23 protein-coding genes are annotated in these 19,141 nt (G+C 72.5%); 14 read left to right on the top strand and 9 right to left on the bottom strand.

The annotated features are described in order from the left end of the window. Positions 1–139: 139 nt before the first annotated feature. The 3 genes from IE225_RS28885 (at position 140) to moaA (ending at position 3,306) form a co-directional block, all read left to right on the top strand. The gene (locus IE225_RS28885; protein ID WP_190060588.1) at positions 140–496 is read left to right on the top strand and encodes a DUF485 domain-containing protein; all 357 of its coding nucleotides are present in this window, start codon (positions 140–142) and stop codon (positions 494–496) included. Continuing rightward, positions 493–2,115 carry a monocarboxylic acid transporter gene (locus tag IE225_RS28890; RefSeq protein WP_190060589.1) on the top strand — a complete coding sequence of 541 codons (1,623 nt, stop codon included), beginning with the start codon at positions 493–495 and terminating at the stop codon, positions 2,113–2,115. Before IE225_RS28885 ends, IE225_RS28890 begins: the two co-directional genes overlap by 4 nt. A 201-nt stretch (positions 2,116–2,316) precedes the next feature. Then, the gene (gene moaA, locus IE225_RS28895) at positions 2,317–3,306 is read left to right on the top strand and encodes a GTP 3',8-cyclase MoaA (protein WP_190060590.1); all 990 of its coding nucleotides are present in this window, start codon (positions 2,317–2,319) and stop codon (positions 3,304–3,306) included. A gap of 165 nt (positions 3,307–3,471) precedes the next feature. On the opposite strand, the gene IE225_RS28900 is transcribed toward moaA, so the two are convergent. Both IE225_RS28900 and IE225_RS28905 read right to left on the bottom strand, forming a co-directional pair. Then, a complete protein-coding gene (locus IE225_RS28900) occupies positions 3,472–3,696 on the bottom strand; it encodes a hypothetical protein (RefSeq protein WP_190060591.1) in 225 nt (74 codons plus the stop codon). Positions 3,697–4,030: 334 nt separating this feature from the next. Then, positions 4,031–4,429 carry a DUF3099 domain-containing protein gene (locus tag IE225_RS28905; RefSeq protein WP_190060592.1) on the bottom strand — a complete coding sequence of 133 codons (399 nt, stop codon included), beginning with the start codon at positions 4,427–4,429 and terminating at the stop codon, positions 4,031–4,033. Between the two features lie 244 nt (positions 4,430–4,673). On the opposite strand from IE225_RS28905, the gene IE225_RS28910 reads away from it, so the two are divergent. After that, on the top strand, positions 4,674–4,952 hold the full coding sequence (locus tag IE225_RS28910; protein WP_190060593.1) for a GlsB/YeaQ/YmgE family stress response membrane protein: 279 nt from the start codon (positions 4,674–4,676) through the stop codon (positions 4,950–4,952). Positions 4,953–5,082: 130 nt separating this feature from the next. On the opposite strand, the gene tyrS is transcribed toward IE225_RS28910, so the two are convergent. The 6 genes from tyrS to IE225_RS28940 all read right to left on the bottom strand — a co-directional run bounded on the left by tyrS (position 5,083) and on the right by IE225_RS28940 (position 10,806). Next, positions 5,083–6,351, bottom strand: coding sequence for a tyrosine--tRNA ligase (gene tyrS, locus IE225_RS28915; protein WP_190060594.1), 1,269 nt, complete (start codon positions 6,349–6,351; stop codon positions 5,083–5,085). A 68-nt stretch (positions 6,352–6,419) separates the two neighbouring features. Then, positions 6,420–7,814, bottom strand: a complete 1,395-nt coding sequence (locus IE225_RS28920) for a TldD/PmbA family protein (RefSeq protein ID WP_190060595.1) — start codon at positions 7,812–7,814, stop codon at positions 6,420–6,422. Continuing rightward, a complete protein-coding gene (locus IE225_RS28925) occupies positions 7,811–9,334 on the bottom strand; it encodes a TldD/PmbA family protein (protein ID WP_190060596.1) in 1,524 nt (507 codons plus the stop codon). Before IE225_RS28925 ends, IE225_RS28920 begins: the two co-directional genes overlap by 4 nt. A gap of 153 nt (positions 9,335–9,487) precedes the next feature. Further along, positions 9,488–9,697 (bottom strand): DUF397 domain-containing protein, encoded by a 210-nt coding sequence (locus tag IE225_RS28930; RefSeq protein ID WP_190060597.1) that lies wholly within the window; start codon positions 9,695–9,697, stop codon positions 9,488–9,490. A 39-nt stretch (positions 9,698–9,736) separates the two neighbouring features. Further along, on the bottom strand, positions 9,737–9,946 hold the full coding sequence (locus tag IE225_RS28935; RefSeq protein WP_190060598.1) for a DUF397 domain-containing protein: 210 nt from the start codon (positions 9,944–9,946) through the stop codon (positions 9,737–9,739). Next, positions 9,943–10,806 (bottom strand): helix-turn-helix domain-containing protein, encoded by an 864-nt coding sequence (locus IE225_RS28940; protein ID WP_190060599.1) that lies wholly within the window; start codon positions 10,804–10,806, stop codon positions 9,943–9,945. The genes IE225_RS28935 and IE225_RS28940 overlap by 4 nt, the downstream gene beginning before the upstream one ends. A 540-nt stretch (positions 10,807–11,346) precedes the next feature. Between IE225_RS28940 and IE225_RS28945 the strand changes: the two genes are divergently transcribed. The 6 genes from IE225_RS28945 (at position 11,347) to IE225_RS28970 (ending at position 15,515) form a co-directional block, all read left to right on the top strand. Continuing rightward, positions 11,347–12,516, top strand: coding sequence for an SEC-C domain-containing protein (locus tag IE225_RS28945; protein WP_190060611.1), 1,170 nt, complete (start codon positions 11,347–11,349; stop codon positions 12,514–12,516). 85 nt (positions 12,517–12,601) lie between these two features. Continuing rightward, a complete protein-coding gene (locus tag IE225_RS28950; protein WP_190060600.1) occupies positions 12,602–12,886 on the top strand; it encodes a type II toxin-antitoxin system Phd/YefM family antitoxin in 285 nt (94 codons plus the stop codon). Beyond that, on the top strand, positions 12,883–13,278 hold the full coding sequence (locus IE225_RS28955; RefSeq protein ID WP_190060601.1) for a type II toxin-antitoxin system VapC family toxin: 396 nt from the start codon (positions 12,883–12,885) through the stop codon (positions 13,276–13,278). The genes IE225_RS28950 and IE225_RS28955 overlap by 4 nt, the downstream gene beginning before the upstream one ends. A 160-nt stretch (positions 13,279–13,438) precedes the next feature. Further along, positions 13,439–14,158 (top strand): 3-oxoacyl-[acyl-carrier-protein] reductase, encoded by a 720-nt coding sequence (gene fabG, locus IE225_RS28960; protein WP_190060602.1) that lies wholly within the window; start codon positions 13,439–13,441, stop codon positions 14,156–14,158. A gap of 5 nt (positions 14,159–14,163) precedes the next feature. Continuing rightward, a complete protein-coding gene (fabI, locus tag IE225_RS28965; RefSeq protein ID WP_190060603.1) occupies positions 14,164–14,931 on the top strand; it encodes an enoyl-ACP reductase FabI in 768 nt (255 codons plus the stop codon). Positions 14,932–15,167: 236 nt separating this feature from the next. Continuing rightward, complete coding sequence (locus IE225_RS28970) at positions 15,168–15,515, top strand: hypothetical protein (protein WP_190060604.1); 348 nt, start codon at positions 15,168–15,170, stop codon at positions 15,513–15,515. Here IE225_RS28970 and IE225_RS28975 read toward each other — a convergent pair. Then, on the bottom strand, positions 15,493–16,185 hold the full coding sequence (locus IE225_RS28975) for a FadR/GntR family transcriptional regulator (RefSeq protein WP_190060605.1): 693 nt from the start codon (positions 16,183–16,185) through the stop codon (positions 15,493–15,495). The genes IE225_RS28970 and IE225_RS28975 overlap by 23 nt on opposite strands. Positions 16,186–16,255: 70 nt before the next feature. Between IE225_RS28975 and IE225_RS28980 the strand changes: the two genes are divergently transcribed. The 4 genes from IE225_RS28980 (at position 16,256) to IE225_RS28990 (ending at position 19,064) form a co-directional block, all read left to right on the top strand. Then, positions 16,256–17,674 carry a CynX/NimT family MFS transporter gene (locus IE225_RS28980; protein WP_190060606.1) on the top strand — a complete coding sequence of 473 codons (1,419 nt, stop codon included), beginning with the start codon at positions 16,256–16,258 and terminating at the stop codon, positions 17,672–17,674. 112 nt (positions 17,675–17,786) lie between these two features. Next, positions 17,787–17,903, top strand: coding sequence for an SGM_5486 family transporter-associated protein (locus IE225_RS33835; protein ID WP_268250021.1), 117 nt, complete (start codon positions 17,787–17,789; stop codon positions 17,901–17,903). Positions 17,904–18,235: 332 nt separating this feature from the next. Beyond that, positions 18,236–18,442 carry a hypothetical protein gene (locus tag IE225_RS28985; protein ID WP_190060607.1) on the top strand — a complete coding sequence of 69 codons (207 nt, stop codon included), beginning with the start codon at positions 18,236–18,238 and terminating at the stop codon, positions 18,440–18,442. Between the two features lie 91 nt (positions 18,443–18,533). Continuing rightward, on the top strand, positions 18,534–19,064 hold the full coding sequence (locus IE225_RS28990) for a SixA phosphatase family protein (RefSeq protein WP_190060608.1): 531 nt from the start codon (positions 18,534–18,536) through the stop codon (positions 19,062–19,064). Positions 19,065–19,141: the final 77 nt, after the last annotated feature.

Consider the following 19,141-nt stretch of genomic DNA (forward strand, 5'->3'; position numbering starts at 1 on the left):
TACCATCGCGCCGGGTGACGTGATCCACGTCACTGTGAAGTCCTAGCCGGAGATGTCCGTACCGACCCCGAACCACCAGGGGCCCGTTCCCGGGAACGGGCCCGCCGTCACCACCGCACCCGCAACACGAGGAGACTCCGTGGCCACCGACGCACCGCCTCCCTCGAAGACAGAGCCCCACCTTCCGACCAGCGAGGAGTTCACGGAGGTGCAGCAGAGCGCGGAGTTCGGTCAACTGCGCCGCTCCTACCGCTCCTTCGCCTTCCCGCTGACCGTCGCCTTCATCGTCTGGTACCTGCTGTACGTCCTGCTGTCGAACTACGCGGGCGACTTCATGGGGACGAAGCTGTTCGGCAACGTCAACGTGGCCCTCGTCCTCGGCCTCGCCCAGTTCCTCACCACGTTCCTCATCGCCTGGTGGTACGCGCGGCACGCCGCCGAGCGGCTCGACCCGAAGGCGGAGGCCATCAAGTCCCGGATGGAGGGCGGCGCATGAGCTCCCCGCAGATCCTGCTGGCCGTCGGCGAGGCCAGTGAGCACCGGCCGCTGATCATCACCCTGTTCGCGGTCTTCGTCGCCGCCACCCTCGTCATCACCGTCTGGGCCGGCCGTCAGACCCGCGACGCCGCCGACTTCTACGCCGGCGGGCGGCAGTTCACCGGCTTCCAGAACGGCCTCGCCGTCTCCGGCGACTACATGTCCGCCGCGTCCTTCCTCGGCATCGCCGGCGCCATCGCCCTGTTCGGCTACGACGGCTTCCTGTACTCCATCGGCTTCCTCGTCGCCTGGCTCGTCGCCCTGCTCCTGGTCGCCGAGCCGCTGCGCAACTCCGGCCGCTACACCATGGGCGACGTGCTGGCCTACCGCATGCGCCAGCGCCCGGTCCGTACCGCCGCCGGCACCTCGACGATCGTCGTGTCGATCTTCTACCTGCTGGCGCAGATGGCCGGCGCCGGCGTCCTGGTCTCCCTGCTGCTCGGCATCACCAGCGACGGCGGCAAGATCGGCATCGTCGCCCTGGTCGGCGTCCTGATGATCGTCTACGTCACCATCGGCGGCATGAAGGGCACCACCTGGGTGCAGATGGTCAAGGCCGTGCTGCTCATCGCCGGCGCCGTGCTGCTGACCTTCCTGGTCCTGCTGAAGTTCCACTTCAACGTCTCCGACCTGCTCGGCAAGGCCGCCGACAACAGCGGCAAGGGCGCCGCCTTCCTGGAGCCCGGCCTGAAGTACGGCGCCACCGGCACCACCAAGCTGGACTTCCTCTCCCTCGGCATCGCCCTGGTCCTGGGCACCGCGGGCCTGCCGCACATCCTGATCCGCTTCTACACGGTGCCCACCGCCAAGGCCGCCCGGAAGTCGGTGATCTGGGCGATCGGCCTGATCGGCGCGTTCTACCTGATGACCCTCGCCCTCGGCTTCGGCGCCGCCGCGCTGATCAAGCCGGACGAGATCATCGCCTCGAACAAGGCCGGCAACACCGCCGCCCCGCTGCTCGCCCTGCACCTGGGCGGCGTCGACTCCAACGGGGGCGCCATCCTGCTCGCCACCATCTCCGCGGTCGCCTTCGCCACGATCCTCGCGGTCGTCGCGGGCCTGACCCTGGCCTCCTCCTCGTCCTTCGCGCACGACATCTACGCCAACGTCATCAAGAAGGGCACCGCCACCGAGAAGCAGGAGGTGAACGCCGCCCGCTGGGCCACCGTCGGCATCGGCGCGGTGTCGATCGTGCTGGGCGCCATGGCCCGCGACCTGAACGTCGCCGGCCTGGTGGCCCTTGCCTTCGCCGTCGCCGCCTCCGCCAACCTGCCCACGATCCTCTACAGCCTGTTCTGGAAGCGGTTCACCACCGCCGGCGCGCTGTGGTCGATCTACGGCGGCCTGGTCACCGCGGTCGGCCTGGTGCTGTTCTCGCCGGTCGTGTCCGGCAAGGAGACGTCGATGTTCCCCGACGTCGACTTCCACTGGTTCCCGCTGGAGAACCCCGGCCTCATCTCCATCCCCGTCGGCTTCCTGCTCGGCTGGGCCGGCACCCTGCTGTCCAAGGAGGAGCCCGACACCGCCAAGTACGCGGAGCTGGAGGTGCGCTCGCTGACCGGCACCGGCGCCCACTGAGACACCGGCACGCCGAGACACCGGCGCGAAGCGGCCGCGCCGCGGGGAGCCGCAGGGCTCACACCCCCTCCCGCGGCGCGGCCGTGTCCCACCTCGTGGATCGGCGCCCGTCGTTGTCGGTGGCGTCGCGTAGGCTCGCAGGAGACGGGGAACACACGTCCGCAAGGCGTCCCGGCGACCGCGACGAGGGCAGGGGGCCCAGTGCTCATCGACACCTACGGCCGAGTGGCCACCGACCTGAGGGTCTCGCTCACCGACCGGTGCAACCTGCGCTGCACCTACTGCATGCCCGAGGAGGGCCTGCAGTGGCTGGCCAAGCCCGACCTGCTCACGGACGACGAGATCGTCCGCCTGATCGGCGTCGCCGTCACCTCCCTCGGCATCAAGGAGGTCCGCTTCACCGGCGGCGAGCCCCTGCTGCGCCCCGGCCTGGTCGGCATCGTCGAGCGGGTCGCGGCCCTGACGCCCCGCCCGAAGACGTCCCTGACGACCAACGGCATCGGCCTGAAGCGCACCGCGCGGGCGCTGAAGGAGGCGGGCCTGGACCGGGTCAACGTGTCGCTGGACACCCTGCGCCCCGACGTCTTCAAGGCCCTCACCCGCCGCGACCGCCACCGGGACGTCCTGGAGGGCCTGCACGCCGCCCGCGAGGCGGGCCTGACCCCCGTCAAGGTCAACTCCGTCCTCATGCCGGGCCTCAACGCCGACGAGGCCCCCGACCTGCTGGCCTGGGCCGTCGAACACGGCTACGAGCTGCGGTTCATCGAGCAGATGCCCCTGGACGCCCAGCACGGCTGGAAGCGCGAGGGCATGGTCACCGCCGGGGACATCCTCGCCGCGCTGCGCACCCGCTTCGACCTCACCCCCGAGAGCGCCGAGGAGCGCGGCTCGGCCCCCGCCGAGCGCTGGATCGTCGACGGCGGCCCGCACCGGGTCGGCGTCATCGCCTCCGTCACCCGCCCGTTCTGCGCCGCCTGCGACCGCACCCGCCTCACCGCCGACGGCCAGATCCGCACCTGCCTGTTCGCCACCGAGGAGACCGACCTGCGCGGCGCCCTGCGCTCCGGCGCCCCGGACGAGGAGATAGCCCGCATCTGGCGACAGGCGATGTGGGGCAAGAAGGCCGGTGCGGGCCTGGACGACCCGTCGTTCGTCCAGCCGGACCGCCCGATGTCGGCGATCGGCGGCTGACCGGGACGTCCCTCGGGCCTGCGAACGGGACACCTGTCCCTCGGGCTCACGAACGGGACACCTGTCCCGGGCCTGCGGTCGGGACACCCCTCGGGCTCGCGGCGGGGACCCCTGACGGGCCGGGCCTCCCGGCGGACGCGACGGACCGGGCCTGTCCGCGGACCCCTACGGCCGGGACTCCTCCCGGGCCCGCCACTCCTCCAGCGGCACGACGTCCTTCAGGAACCCGCGCACCCCCAGGAACTGCGCCAAGTGCTCCCGGTGCTCCTCGCACGCCAGCCAGGTCTTGCGCCGCTCCGGCGCATGAATCTTCGGGTTGTTCCAGGCCAGCACCCACACGGCGGCGGCACGGCAGCCCTTGGCGGAGCAGATCGGGGTCTCGTCACTCACGACTTCGTCTCACAGGTCCACACACAAGGCGACGCCGAGCAGCCACGGGGGGAGCTGCCCGGCGTCGGTCCGTCGCTCCGACGGGGGATGCGGAGCGCGTATGCAGTATGTCACGGTCAACCGGTTGCCCGGCACCGGAACAGCACGATCGGTTTGAGCTTTTTTCAGCTTGGTCACGGGCCCGGCCACGGGCCGGGCGGACGGCCGCCGTCCGTATCCCGTCCGCATCCCCGTCCGTGCTCCAGCCGTGCCCTCGCGGGTGTCCCCGCCCGTCGCGTCCCGCCGTCGCGTCCCGCCCGTCGCGTCACGTCCGCGGCGTCGCGTCCGTCGGGCGTCACGTCCGTTCCCGGGGCTCCGGGCGCACTCCCGGCCCGGAGTCGGCCTCCGTGTTCTCCGCGCCGGACTCCGCCGGGGGCTCGTCGGCGTCCGGCGGCGCGATCATCGGCTTGAACGGGACCGCCACGAACGTCGACGGCAGCGACGGCGCCCGCTCGCGCCCCGCGTTGGCGACCACCACCGCGATGTACGGCAGCACCGCGCCGAGCACCAGCGCGACCACGGCGACGTACCGCTCGACGTTCCACAGCGAGGCCGCCAGGATCACCGACACGGTACGGATCGACATCGAGATCACGTACCGGCGCTGCCGGCCGCGCACGTCCTCCTGCAGGCCCGCCCGGGCTCCGGTGATCCGGAACACCTGGGCGCTGCCGCCGCCGCGTCGCTTCCGCATCACCATCCACCATCCGCCCGTACTCGGCCTCTCCCGCCAGGAAAACCGCTGCGCAACCGGCCGGAACACCGGCCCCGCGCTTTCTCCACGGTACGCCCCGGACCCGTCGTGTTCGAGACCGGGGCACCGTCCCACCCGGCCGGACGCACCGCGCACAACGCACGCGGCCCCGCCCGGCATGCGCCACGGGGCCGGACGGCCGACACTGGCGGTACGGGCCACGTCGGCGCACGAGGAGGCCACCATGGGCTGGTTGTGGGCGATCATTGTGGGATTCGTGCTGGGCCTGATCGCCAAGGCGGTCATTCCCGGCAAGCAGCACAGTCCGCTCTGGCTGACGACGATCTGCGGCATACTCGGCGCGATCGTCGGCAACGCGGTCGCGCGGGGTGTCGGCGTGGAGGAGACCCCCGGCATCGACTGGAGCCGTCACATCTTCCAGCTCGTCGCCGCCGTCATCATCGTCTTCCTCGCCGACATGGCGTACATGAACCTGGTCGGCAGGAAGCGGCAGCGGGTCTGACCGCGTACTGCGTACCACACACCGCGTACGACACCGCATAGCGCGTACGACGGCGAGGGCGACCCCCGAGCCGGGGCCGCCCCCCGCCGTGTGCGGCCCGGGGCCGGCGGTCTCCGCCGCCGCGGGGCGGTCAGGCGCCGGCGACCTCCACCGCCGCCAGGTTCTTCTTGCCCCGGCGCAGCACCAGCCAGCGGCCGTGGATCAGGTCCTCGCGCGCGGGCACGGCGTCCTCGGCGGTCACCTTGACGTTGTTGACGTAGGCGCCGCCCTCCTTGATCGTGCGGCGCGCGGCCGACTTGCTGGGCACCAGGCCGACCTCGGCGAACAGGTCGACCACCGGGGCCGGCTCGGCGACCCGGACGTGCGGGACCTCGGACAGGGCCGCGGCCAGGGTCCGCTCGTCCAGCTCCGCCAGGTCGCCCTGCCCGAACAGGGCCTGCGAGGCGGCGACCACGGCGGCCGTCTGCTCCGCGCCGTGCACCAGCGTCGTCAGCTCCTCGGCCAGGGCCCGCTGCGCGGCCCGGGCCTGGGGGCGCTCGGCGGTCTGCCGCTCCAGCTCCTCGATCTCCTGCCGGGACCGGAAGCTGAAGATGCGCAGGAACTTGGAGATGTCCCGGTCGTCCGTGTTCAGCCAGAACTGGTAGAACGCGTACGGCGTGGTCATCTCCGGATCGAGCCAGACCGTGCCGGACTCCGTCTTGCCGAACTTGGTGCCGTCGGCCTTGGTGATCAGCGGGGTGCCCAGCGCGTGCACCACGGCGCCGGGCTCGACCCGGTGGATGAGGTCGGTGCCCGAGGTCAGGTTGCCCCACTGGTCGCTGCCGCCGGTCTGCAGGGTGCAGCCGTAGCGGCGGTAGAGCTGCAGGAAGTCCATGCCCTGCAGGATCTGGTAGCTGAACTCCGTGTAGCTGATGCCGTGCTCGGAGTTGAGCCGCCGCGCGACGGCCTCCTTCGCGATCATCTTGTTGACCCGGAAGTGCTTGCCGATGTCGCGCAGGAACTCGATCGCGGACAGGCCCTGGGTCCAGTCCAGGTTGTTGACCATGACCGCCGCGTTCGGCCCGTCGAAGTGCAGCAGCGGCTCGATCTGGGCGCGCAGCCGCTCCACCCAGCCCGCGACGACCTCCGGGTCGTTCAGCGTGCGCTCGGAGGTCGGCTTCGGGTCGCCGATCAGGCCGGTGGCCCCGCCGACCAGCGCCAGCGGCCGGTTCCCGGCCTCCTGGATGCGGCGCATCGTGAGGATCTGCACCAGGTTGCCCAGGTGCAGGCTGGGCGCGGTCGGGTCGAAGCCGCAATAGAACGTGACGGGGCCGTCCGCGAACGCCTTGCGCAGTGCGTCCTCGTCAGTGGACAGGGCGATCAGCCCCCGCCACTTCAGCTCGTCGACGATGTCCGTCACGTCTCTCGTGTCTCCTCGGATGATCCTCGGCCGTCCGGGTGAACGGCCGGCTGCGAACGCCTACGAGGTTATACGCCCTGACTGACCGAGCTCATGTTGAAATCCGGCACCCGCAGCGGCGGCATCGCGGCCCGGGTGAACCAGTCGCCCCACTCCCTGGGCAGCGTCCGCTCCGTGCGCCCGGCCTCGGTGGCCCGGCGCAGCAGGTCCACCGGCGACTCGTTGAACCGGAAGTTGTTGACCTGCCCGGTCACCTCGCCGTTCTCGACCAGGTAGACGCCGTCCCGGGTCAGCCCGGTCAGCAGCAGCGTCGCCGGGTCGACCTCGCGGATGTACCACAGGCAGGTCAGCAGCAGGCCGCGCCGGGTGTCCGCCACCATCTCCGCCAGGGAGCGGTCCCGCCCGCCCTCCAGGACCAGATTGTCGATCGACGGCGCGACGGGCAGCCCGGTCAGGGCCGCGCTGTGCCGGGTGGTCGTCAGGTGACGCAGCTCACCGCGGGAGACCCACTCGGTGGCGCCCACCGGCAGGCCGTTGTCGAACACCGACTGGTCGCCGCCGGAGGAGTGCGCGATCACGAACGGCGCGCACTCCAGGCCCGGCTCGTGCGGGTCGCTGCGCAGGGTCAGCGGCAGCTCGGTCAGCCGCTCCCCGATCCGGGTGCCGCCGCCCGGCCGGGAGAACACCGTGCGCCCCTCGGCCGCGTCCCGGCCCGACGACGACCAGAGCTGGTAGATCAGCAGGTCGGCGACAGCGGTCGGCGGCAGCAGCGTCTCGTAGCGCCCCGCCGGCAGCTCCACGCGCCGCTCCGCCCAGCCGAGCCGCACGGCCAGCTCGGCATCCAGGGCCGCCGGGTCGACGTCCTTGAAGTCCCGCGTGGAGCGTCCCGCCCACGCCGAGCGGGACCCGTCGGGCGACTTGGCGTTCAGCTCCAGCGTGCCGGTGGGCTGGTCGTGCCGCAGCCGCAGCCCCGTCGAGGTGCCGACGTACGTCGAGACGACCCCGTGCTGCGCGAACCCGTACAGCTCGCGCCCGCCCGCCCGCGCCCGGGCGAACGCCTCCCCGAGCGCCGGCGCGAAGTCCGCGAACACCGCCGAGGAGGTCTCGGCGGGCACGTCCGTGAAGTCCGGGGCGGCGGGCACGTCCCGGACCAGCGGCTGCGCGTCCTCGGCGGGACCGGCGCCGCGGGCGGCGGCCTCGGCGGCCCGCACCAGCGGCTCCAGCTCGTCGGCGGTCACCGCCGCGCGCGACACGACCCCCGACGCCGTGCCCTGACGGCCGTCGACGGTCGCGACGACGGTGAGCGTGCGCCCGCGCGTGACCCCGTTGGTGGTGAGCGCGTTGCGCGCCCAGCGCAGGTTGGCGGTGGACTCCTCGTCGGCGATGACGACACAGCCGTCGGCGCGGGAGAGCTCCAGGGCGCGCTCGACGATCTCGTGCGGCTTGTTCGTCCGAGGGCTCATCGACCGGCCTCCTGCGTGGTGTTGAGTACGTTGACGCCCCGGAACAGGGCCGAGGGGCAGCCGTGGGAGACGGCGGCGACCTGGCCCGGCTGGGCCTTGCCGCAGTTGAAGGCGCCGCCCAGGACGTACGTCTGGGGGCCGCCGACGGCCGCCAGGGAGCCCCAGAAGTCGGTGGTGATGGCCTGGTAGGCGACGTCCCGCACCTGGCCGGTGATCCGCCCGTTCTCGATCCGGAAGAACCGCTGACCGGTAAATTGAAAATTGTAACGTTGCATATCGATTGACCACGAACGGTCACCCACGACGTAGATGCCCCGGTCCACGCTGCCGATCAGGTCCTCGGTCGACAGCCCCGCCGGGTCCGGCCGCAGCGACACGTTGGCCATGCGCTGCACCGGCACGTGCGCGGGCGAGTCGGCGAACGCGCACCCGTTGGACCGCTCGAACCCGGTGAGCCGCGCGATGCGCCGGTCGAGCTGGTAGCCGACCAGGACGCCGTCCTTCACCAGGTCCCAGGACTGCGCCTCGACGCCCTCGTCGTCGTAGCCGATCGTGGCCAGGCCGTGCTCGGCGGTGCGGTCGCCGGTGACGTTCATCAGCTCCGAGCCGTAGCGCAGCTTGCCGAGCTGGTCGAAGGTGGCGAAGGAGGTGCCGGCGTAGGCGGCCTCGTAGCCCAGGGCGCGGTCCAGCTCGGTGGCGTGCCCGATCGACTCGTGGATGGTCAGCCACAGGTTGGACGGGTCGATCACCAGGTCGTACAGGCCCGGCTCGACGCTGGGCGCGCGCATCTTCTCCGCGAGCAGCTCCGGAATCCGCTCCAGCTCCGCGTCCCAGTCCCAGCCGGTGCCGGTCAGGTACTCCCAGCCCCGGCCGACCGGCGGCGCCAGCGTCCGCATGGAGTCGAACTCGCCGCTGGAGGCGTCCACCGACACCGCGTTGAGCACCGGGTGCAGCCGGACGCGCTGCTGCGTGGTCACCGTGCCGGCCGTGTCGGCGTAGAACTTGTTCTCGTGCACGGTCAGCAGCGAGGCGTCCACGTGGTCGACCCCGTCGGCCGCCAGCAGCCGCGCGCTCCACTCGGCCAGCAGCCCGGCCTTCTCCTCGTCGGGCACGGTGAACGGGTCGATCCCGTACGACGACACCCATGTCTTCTCGGCGTGCACCGGCTCGTCGGCGAGCTCGACGCGCTCGGTGGCGCCCGCCGCCCTGAGCACCTGCGCCGACAGCTTCGCCATCGCCACGGCCTGACTCGCGACCTGTGCGGCGGCGTCCGGAGTCAGGTCCACGCCGGAGGCGAAGCCCCACGACCCGTCGTGCACCACCCGCACCGCGTACCCGAGGTCGGTGGTGTCCGACGACCCGGCGAGCCGGGCGTCCCGCAGCCGCCAGGAGGCGCTGCGCACCCGCTCGAACCGGAAGTCCGCGTGCTCGGCGCCGAGGGAGCGGGCCCGGGCCAGGGCGGCATCGGCGAGGGGGCGCAGGGGCAGTGCCAGGAACGACTGGTCGATGTCATGGGGCACGGGCGGAAATCCCTTCGTGACGACTGTTCGCGTCCGTCTGTCCGAGCCGGTGCGCGCAAGACGGCAGTGAAGCACGCCGGGCCTTCACCGCACACGCCCTTATCACTCGCGGACCGCCCGTGCCCGTCCGCGAGCGTTGCGTACGGCGCGGACTCAGCCCTGCGGAGACGAGTCCGCGGCGAGCGCCGTGAACGCCGTGAACGCCGCCCAGGCGGCCGGCGCGACGACGAGAGGGCGGATGCGCCTGTCCTTGGAGTCGCGGATGCGGACCGCCTCGGGGCGCAGAGCGACCTCGACGCAGTTGTCCCCGTCTCCGCCGCTGTAACTGCTTTTGAACCAGTTCAGCTCAGGGGTGGTGCTCATAGCGCTCCTCGCACCGCGAGCGTTGCGTACGGTGCGGACTCAGCCTTGTGGGGACGAGTCCGCGGCGAGCGCCGTGAACGCCGTGAACGCCGCCCAGGCGGCCGGCGCGACGACGAGAGGGCGGATGCGCCTGTCCTTGGAGTCGCGGATGCGGACCGCTTCGGAGCGCAGAGCGACCTCGACGCAGTTGTCGCCCTCACTGCCGCTGTAGCTGCTCTTGAACCAGCTCAGCTCGTCGGTGCTGCTCATAGCGCTCCTCGCATCTGTTCCAGCAGCTTCACGGTAGCCCGGCAGTCCAGGGCCTGTGAACGCAGCGTGCCATAACGCTGGAGCAGGACGCTCACGTCCTTGGGCGCGGAGATCAGACTGCTCGATCGCTGTCCTTCGGTGTAACCGATCCACTGGTGGGCAGGCGTCTCAGCCAGGTACATCTGGCCGTCGATCCCGCAGTGGTCCTCCTGGACGGTGGGCATGATCTGGATCTCGACGTTGCGTCGGGCGCCCACTTCGAGAAGGTGGTCGATGACCTGCCTGGTGACCTCGCGCCCGCCCATGCGCCGGGCCAGGACGCTCTGCTCGATGACGAAGCTGAACGCCGTGTTCGGCCTGGTGGCGATGAGCTGCTGGCGCTCCAGCCGAGCCGTTACCTCGCGTTCGATCTGCTCCTCGGACACCGGCGGCAGCCGCCGGTCGAAGATCGCCCGGATGTACGCCTCCGGCTGCAACAACCCCGGCACCGCCCGGCACTCGTACGCGTACAGGGAGATCGCCTCCTCCTCGATCCCCGCCCACTGCTGGAACCAGGAGGCCAGCCCCGCCCTCCTCGTCAGGCTCTTCGCCGCCGCCGTCAGGACCTTGAGCGCGACCGGCCCCAGCACCTCCGCCGCCCGCGCGGGCAGATCCGCCGGCGGGAACCGCTTGCCCTGCTCGATCTTGGCGACGTACGCGGCCGAGTACCGCACGCGCAGCGCGAACTCCTCCTGCGTCAGGCCGGATTCCTCCCGCAGCGCCTTCAGGACCGCGCCGAAGGTCCTGAGGCTGTCGGAGGGTTCCGCCTCCGCGCTGCTCGTGTGGTTCGTGCCGATGCCTCCGCCGTGGTCCGCCGCCATCGCCGCGCGCCTCCCGTGCTCCCGTTCCCGGGCGTTGCCGTACCCCGCCCAACCCGCCCATGGTCACGGGGAGTTACCTGTCCGGTCCAGAGTGTGCACCGGTACAGCGGCTTCTGTATGGGGGTCGTCCCTGTTGGCGGGGCAGAAGGGGGCGGAACGCTGGGTTCATGCACGCGCCGCACGCCGAAGAGGCGGTCACCGTAAGTGTGTTCGTCTGCTGAGCTGCGACCGTGCCGCCGGTGTCGTGCGCGTCGAGGTGTCCGACCCGCACCCCGGGCGCCCCGAACCGGCGGCCCGGGTCCCCGCCGACGCCGACGGCGGCGGGGGACTGCTCCTCGTGGGGGCCGTCGCCGCGCGGTGGGGTGTCCGCGCGCGGACGGGACCGGGCAGGACCGTGTGGGCGGAGTGCGCCGTGCGGCCGCTCCATCCGCCGCGTACGCCGTGCCCGGGTGCCGGACGGGCGGCGGCCGCGCGTCGTCCCGCGGGTGATCCTCCCTGCTTCTTCGGCGCACCCGGTTCCGGTGGCACTACGGTGCACCCATGTCCAGCAAGCGCCGTGCACCCGGCAGGAACAAGCAATCCCGCAAGCAGTCCCACCAGAAGTCCCGCACGCCCGGCCGGGTCCCCGCACCCCGCCGGTCGGCGGCCCCCGCTCCCAGCCCCGCGCAGCGGGCCGAGGAGTACGAGCGGCTGGCGGAGCGCTACCCCGAGGACCGGGAGGAACTGCTCCTGGACGCCGCCGGCGAGTGGTGCGTCGCGGGTGAGTACGACCGCGGCCTCGCCCTGTACGAGCGGCTGCTCGACCCGGAGGACGGCGGTTGCCGGCAGCCGGACCTGGTGGACGCACTCCGCATCGGCGCCCTGTGGGACGCCGGACGTGAGCAGGAGGCCCGTACGGCCGCCGCCGCGTTCCGCAAGCGGCACCCCCGGGATCCGGGCGCGTGGAACTTCGTCGGCGAGGCCTTCGAGACGCACGACGCGTACGCGGAAGCGGCCGAGTGGTACACGGCGGGGATCACGCACGTCCTGGGTGCCGCGGCCCGGGTCACGGCGGACGCCGTCGAGGCGTCCCCGGACCGCTTCGACCTGGAGATCCTGGTCATCGCCCGTCACCGGGCCCGGCGCCTGGCCGGTGCCGCGCACGACGACTGGGACGAGGTGGCCGACGAACTCCACGCGCGGCGCCAGTCGGGCCTGTCCGGTGACGCGCGCCCGCTCGACGAGGTGCACGACCCGATCCGTCTCCAGCAGATGAGGGGAGGCGACGCCAGTTTCCTGGAAGCCGAGATCGAGGAGCTCGCCGCCGAGCTGGAGGCGGACTGGGCCGCGCGCACCGGAAAGGTGAAGACCTGCGTGCTGTTCTGGCCGCCGGAGGAGTTCGCGCGGCTCCTGAAGCGGTGGCCCGAGGCCGCGAAGGCGTACGGCGACGATCACGCCAGCCACCTGCGGCAGGTCGAGCGCACGCTGCGGCAGTTGTCGGAGGAGGGCGGCGTCCACCTCGCCGTCGGCCACGCCACGCTCGCCGGGCTGGAGGCCCACGCGGAGGCGGAGGGCGGCTCCCCCGGCGCGCCGGGCACCCGTTCCTCCTACGCCGCCGAACTCGCCCGCAGGGGAGAGGCGGCCGACTGGCCGCCGCCCCGCAACGGTCCCTGCTGGTGCGGCTCGGACCGCAAGTACAAGAAGTGCTGCGGAAACCCCGCGAACGGGTGAAGGGCGAGGCGGGCCGCCGCCTGAGCGGTGTAGGTACCATGGGGGAGATGTAGGCACAATGCCGGTGGCAGCAAGGGGGCCCGCCATGAGCGCCATCTCCGTCCGTGAGTTCTCGTACAACCCCAGCGCCGTCTTCGCCCGCGTCGAGAAGGGCGAGGCGGTCCAGGTCACCCGCCACGGCAAGGTCATCGCCATACTGCTGCCCGGCTCGGGACCGGTCGCCCGCTACTCCGACCTCGTCGCCCAGGGCAAGATCCGGCTGAAAGCGGCAACCAGCGCCGACCGGGCACGGCTGCCCCACTACAAGGTGCCCGCCGACGTGTCGCCGCTCGATCTGCTCCTCGCCGAGCGCGAGGAGGACGACCGTTGATCTACCTTGATTCCTCGGCGCTGATCACCTGGGTGACCCGGCGGGACTACCACTCCCAGCTGGACGCCTTCCTGGAGGGGCGTCCGCCGGCGCCGTTCGCGACCAGCACGATCGGTTTTGTGGAGACCGTTCGGACGCTCGACCTCATGGGGGACTTCCCCACGGCGATGGACGATCTCCAGCGGGACATCACGGAGATCCTCGTGACGGAGGAGGTCCGGGACCGGGCTGCGGCGCTTCCGGGCCGGCTGCGTACGCTCGACGCTCTCCACGTGGCCAGCGCCCTGACACTCGGGGACGCCCTGCACTGCCTCGTCACGTACGACAAGCGGATGCTGGAGGCGGCACGAGCGGCGGCGCTGCCCGCGTACGCGCCCGGTAGGGCGGACTGACCTGGGCGGCCGACTGTAGAAACCCCACAGTGAGTCCCCCACGCCACTGTCGGGGACCGATTGCTCCCGGCTGCCGCCGGACCGATAGGTTTTCGGGGAAGCCGCCTGTCATCCAGCTGTTCGGGCGGGGCCACCAGACCGCTATCGAAAGGGTGATCCGTTGAGCCGCTCGGTTCTCGTCACCGGAGGCAACCGGGGCATCGGCCTCGCCATCGCCCGCGCGTTCGCCGACGCCGGGGACAAGGTCGCGATCACGTACCGCTCCGGTGAGCCGCCGGCCGCCCTGACGGACTCGGGCTGCCTCGCCGTCAAGTGCGACATCACCGACGCCGAACAGGTGGAGCAGGCCTACAAGGAGATCGAGGACAAGCACGGTCCGGTCGAGGTCCTGATCGCCAACGCCGGCATCACCAAGGACCAGCTCCTGATGCGCATGTCCGAGGAGGACTTCACCTCGGTCGTCGACACCAACCTCACCGGCACCTTCCGCGTCGTCAAGCGCGCCAACCGCGGCATGCTGCGCGCCAAGAAGGGGCGGGTCGTGCTGATCTCGTCGGTGGTGGGGCTGCTCGGCTCGGCGGGGCAGGCGAACTACGCCGCCTCCAAGGCGGCCCTGGTCGGCTTCGCGCGCTCCCTCGCCCGTGAGCTGGGCTCGCGCAACATCACCTTCAACGTCGTCGCGCCCGGCTTCGTCGACACCGACATGACCAAGGCCCTCACCGACGAGCAGCGCGCCACCATCGTGTCGCAGGTGCCGCTCGGCCGGTACGCGCAGCCGGAGGAGATCGCCGCGGCGGTGCGGTTCCTCGCCTCGGACGACGCCTCGTACATCACTGGAGCCGTCATCCCCGTTGACGGCGGACTGGGAATGGGTCACTGATCACCATGAGCGGAATTCTCGAGGGCAAGCGCGTCCTGATCACCGGTGTGCTGATGGAGTCCTCCATCGCCTTCCACGCCGCGAAGCTGGCCCAGGAGCAGGGCGCGGAGATCATCCTGACCGCGTTCCCGCGGCCCACGCTGACCGAGCGCATCGCCAAGAAGCTGCCCAAGCCCACCAAGGTCGTCGAGCTGGACGTCACCAACGACGAGCACCTCGGCCGCCTCGCCGACATCGTCGGCGAGGAGCTGGGCGGGCTCGACGGCGTTGTGCACTCCATCGGCTTCGCCCCGCAGGACGCGCTCGGCGGCAACTTCCTCAACACGCCGTTCGAGTCCGTCGCCACCGCCATGCACGTCTCGGCGTACTCCCTGAAGTCGCTGACCATGGCCTGCCTGCCGCTGATGCAGAACGGCGGCTCGGTCGTCGGCCTCACCTTCGACGCGCAGTTCGCGTGGCCGCAGTACGACTGGATGGGCCCGGCCAAGGCCGCCCTGGAGGCCGTCAACCGCTACCTCGCCCGCGACCTGGGCAAGCAGAACATCCGCTGCAACCTCATCTCCGCGGGCCCGATCGGCTCCATGGCCGCCAAGTCCATCCCGGGCTTCAGCGAACTGGCCTCGGTGTGGGACACCCGCTCCCCGCTGGAGTGGGACCTGAAGGACCCCGAGCCGGCCGGCCGCGGCGTCGTCGCCCTGCTGAGCGACTGGTTCCCGAAGACCACGGGCGAGATCATCCACGTGGACGGCGGCCTGCACGCCATCGGCGCGTAACACCCCGCCGGCCCGCAGAGCGTCCCGTCGGCGCACAGGGCGCCCCATCGGCGCGCAAGGCGCCGCGGGCGGCCCGTCCCCCGTACGGCCCCGACGCCCCGTCTCCCGCTCCGCGGGCGGCGGGGCGTCACCCGTTCGGCGCAGCCGGTCGGGCGGCCGCCGGTGCCGGGCACGCACCCTGGAGGCGGAGCCCAGCACGCACATTCCTCCCGAGCACGGCCGAGGAGGTACCCGTTGTGCGCCTGTCCCGCAGCCTCGCCCCGGCGGCCGTCGCGGTCGCCCTCGTCCTGTCCCTGCCGTACGACGCCCTCTCGCACCCGCGCTTGCGCGAGGGCACGCCCGCTCCCGAGCCGTTCGGCGCCGCCTGCCGCATCGCCGTCACCGGTTCCCGCGTGACGGCGTACTGCCACAACCCGTACCCGGCGGCCGACCGCGTGAGCCTGCACATCGAGTGCGCGCGCTGGTGGGACCTCGACAGCGACGGCTCCCCGGTGGAGGCCGGGCCCGCGCAGACCGTGCGGCTGACCGGGCGGTGCTGGAAGGAGGTCGGCCGGGTGTGGGTCAGTCACCAGCGGGAGGGGTGAACCGGCCCGGACGGCACAGCAGCGGATAGCTCGCCGCCTCCGCGGCCGCCGTGTCGGCGTCGCCCGAGCGGATGGCGTCCAGCAGCCGCGTGTGGTCCATGTACGTCTCCGGCGTCAGCTCCCGGCCGACGTCCTCGCGCAGCCAGTCCCGCAGCACCTCGCCCAGGTCCGCGTACATCGCGGTCATCACGTCGTTGTGGGAGGCGGCCACCACCGCCAGGTGGAAGGTGGCGTCGGCGGTCACGAACGCCTCCGCGTCGCCCGACTCCCACGCCTCCTCCCGGCGCCGCAGCAGGGCGTCGAGCTGCTTGACGTCCTTCTCCGTGCGCCGCTGGGCGGCCAGCCGCGCCGCACCCGACTCCAGCGTGGAGCGCAGCTCCGCGACGTGCCGCGGGTCGGCACCGGCGAAGCGGCGGTGCATCACGCCGGCCAGTTCGCTCGTCGCGGCGACGTACGTCCCCGAGCCCTGGCGGATGTCCAGCAGGCCGTTGTGCGCGAGGGCGCGGACGGCCTCCCGGACGGTGTTGCGGGCGACGCCGAGCTGCTCGACGAGCTCCGGCTCGGTGGGGATGCGCGAGCCGACCGGCCACTCGCCGGAGGTGATCTGGTTCCGCAGCGCGGCGATGACCTGCTCGGACAGGGCCGAGCGGCGGGGATGGCTCAGGGGCATGGCACACCTTCGCACGCCGGCGGCGAGGGCCGGCAACCGGACCATGGACAGCCAATCATCCCATGATTATATGATGGCCCGTATGGCAAGCGAGGACACCCGGACGACGAAACCGACGTCGACGTCACCGACCGTTCGCACGCCGGGTACGCCGGGTACCGCGCCCCGGCCGGAGCCCGGCGGGACCGCCCCGCGCACGTGGGTGACGCGTCTGGTCGTCGTCGGCATCGTGCTCTCCGCCCTCAACCTGCGGCCCGCCATCACCAGCCTGGGCGCCCTCCTGCAGGAGGTGCGCGACGGACTCGGCATGAGCGGCGGCGTCGCCGGACTGCTCACCTCCATGCCCCCGCTCTGCTTCGCCGTGTTCGGCGTGACCGCACCCCGGCTCGCCCGCCGCTTCGGCGCCGGCACGGTGGTGTGCGCCGGCATGGCCGCCGTCACCGCGGGCCTGCTGATCCGCCCGTACACCGGCGGCACGGCCGGCTTCCTGGCCGCCAGCGCCCTCGCCCTCATGGGCATGTCGGTCGGCAACGTGCTGATGCCGGTCATCGTCAAGCGCTGGTTCCCCGACCGGGTGGGGCCCATGACCGGCCTGTACTCGATGGCCATCGCCCTGGGCACCGCCGCGGCGGCCGCGGCCACCGTGCCGCTCACCGGCGCGCTGGGCGGCGACTGGCGGACCGGGCTCGCCGTGTGGGCGGGCCTCGCGGCGGCCGCCGTCCTGCCATGGGTTCCGGTCGTCCGGGACCGGGGGCCGGCGCCCGCCGCGCCGGCCCCGGGGAAGGTGCCCGCGCCGGACGCGGGTGAGGGGAAGGCGCCCGCGTCGGACGCGAGTGAGGGGAAGGCATCCGCGCCGACCGCGGGTGAGGGGCAGCGGCCGGCCCTGCGCATCACCCGCAGCCGCACCGCGTGGGCGCTCGCCGTCTTCTTCGGGCTCCAGGCCACCGGCGCCTACATCGCCATGGGCTGGATGCCGCAGATCTTCCGGGACGCGGGCGTGCCCGCCTCCACCGCCGGTGTGCTGCTCGCCGTCACCATGGTGATGGGCGTGCCGCTGGCCTTCGTCATCCCGCGCCTGGCCGCGCGGCTGCCCCACCAGGGGCCCATCGTGCTCGTGCTGGGCGTGTGCGGCCTCGCCGGTTACGCCGGCCTCTACTGCGCGCCGGCCGCGGGCGCCTGGGCCTGGGCCCTGCTGATCGGCATCTCCAACTGCGCCTTCCCGCTCGCCCTCACCATGGTCGGCATGCGGGCCCGCACGGGCGCGGGCGTGGCCCAGCTCTCCGGCTTCGCGCAGAGCACCGGCTACCTGATCTCCGTTCCCGGCCCGCTGCTGGTCGGCGTCCTCTACCAGAGCAGCGGCGGCTGGGGCCTGCCGCTCGCCCTGATGAGCGCGCTGATGCTGCCGCAGATGGCGGCGGGGCTGCTGGCGGGACGCGACCGGACCGTGGAGGACGAGGCCGGGGCGATGCCCCGGACGGCCGGGCGCTGACCCGGCCCGGGCGGGCGCCGATCCGGTGGGCGGGCGCCGACCGGCCCCGGTGTCCCGGCGCCCTGCCGGGGTCGGTGCGGCGGGTTGCGCCGACGGGTGGGAGACTGGCCGCATGCCTGTGCTCGATCCGAACCCCCGGGACGGCCAGAAGAAGATGCTGCTCGTCTTCGGCTCGTTCTTCGCCATCTTCCTGATCATCGCCGTGATTGCCACGATCGTCTCGCCCTGAGACCGCCTCGCCCGAGAGCGTCCCGCCCGAGGCGGCCTCGCCCCGAGAGCGTCCCGCCCCGGCGGCGGCAACGGCCGGGGCGGCGGCAACGGTGGGACACCCGTGTTCGGGGCCGGCCGTCCGGTCGCGGCGGATACGGTCCGAAATGTCCGCGCCCCGCGCGGCCCCGTGGTGGGGCTGGCCCCCCTGTCCCCTAGGGGGTGAGGGTCAGGGTCAAGTGGGTGGATCACCGGATGGGACGCGGCCCGGCAGGCCCGTAGCGTCGAAGCGCGACCGCACAAGACCGCACGAGGCGGTCCGCCGACCACATCCGGACACCCGCGGAGGCGATCATGTCGGCCCCAACGCACACCCGGCCCCACCCGGCGCCCCGGGACGGCGTCGACATCCGGCTGCCCTGGTGGGCCCTGGTCCTGCCCGCGCTCGCGTTCGCCGCCCTGCTGGCGCTGATACTCAACCCCGCCGACGCACACGCCGCTTCCGGCACCCCCGCGCTCACCCACGTGTTCGAGCACCTCCGTGAGCTGCTCGTCCGCTAGCGGAGCCACCGGGGCGGGGCCGGGGCCGCGCTCGGGCGGCCGGGACCAACTCCCTGCGTCGAGCGGCTTGTTTCGTGCGAAGCTGGGTGGCATGAGCGTCGCAGAACCCCGCAGGATCGTCCTCTTCCGGCACGCGAAGGCCGACTGGCCCCAGGTGAACGACCACGAGCGGCCGCTCGCCGAGCGAGGCCGCCAGGACGCCGCTCTGGCCGGACGCAAGCTGGCCGACACCGGCATCCCCTTCGACCTGACCCTGTGCTCCACCGCCACCCGGACCCGCGAGACCTGGAAGCACGCCGTCCAGGAGTTCCCGCGGCGGCCGAAGACCGTCTACGAGGAGCGGATCTACGAGGCCTCGCCCGGCGAGCTGATCGCCGTGCTCAACGAAACCCCCGACGACGTGCGCAACCTCATCCTGGTCGGGCACAACCCCGGCGTGCAGGGCCTGACGGAGGTCCTGGCGGGCTCGGCCGACGGCGACGCCCGGGAGCGGATGAGCCGGCGGGGCTTCCCCACCGCGGCCTTCGCCGTCCTGTCCTACGACGGCCCCTGGAAGGGTCTGGAGCCCGGCACGGCCCGGCTGACCGACTACTGGGCGCCCCCGCGTGAGACGCTGACCTGACCGGTGGGTCCGGCCGCGCCGGGGACGACTGCCCCGGCACGTCACGGCGAGGGGCCCGGCACCGCCGCGGTGCCGGG

This window comes from Streptomyces echinoruber, from assembly GCF_014651135.1.
GTDB lineage: Bacteria > Actinomycetota > Actinomycetes > Streptomycetales > Streptomycetaceae > Streptomyces > Streptomyces echinoruber.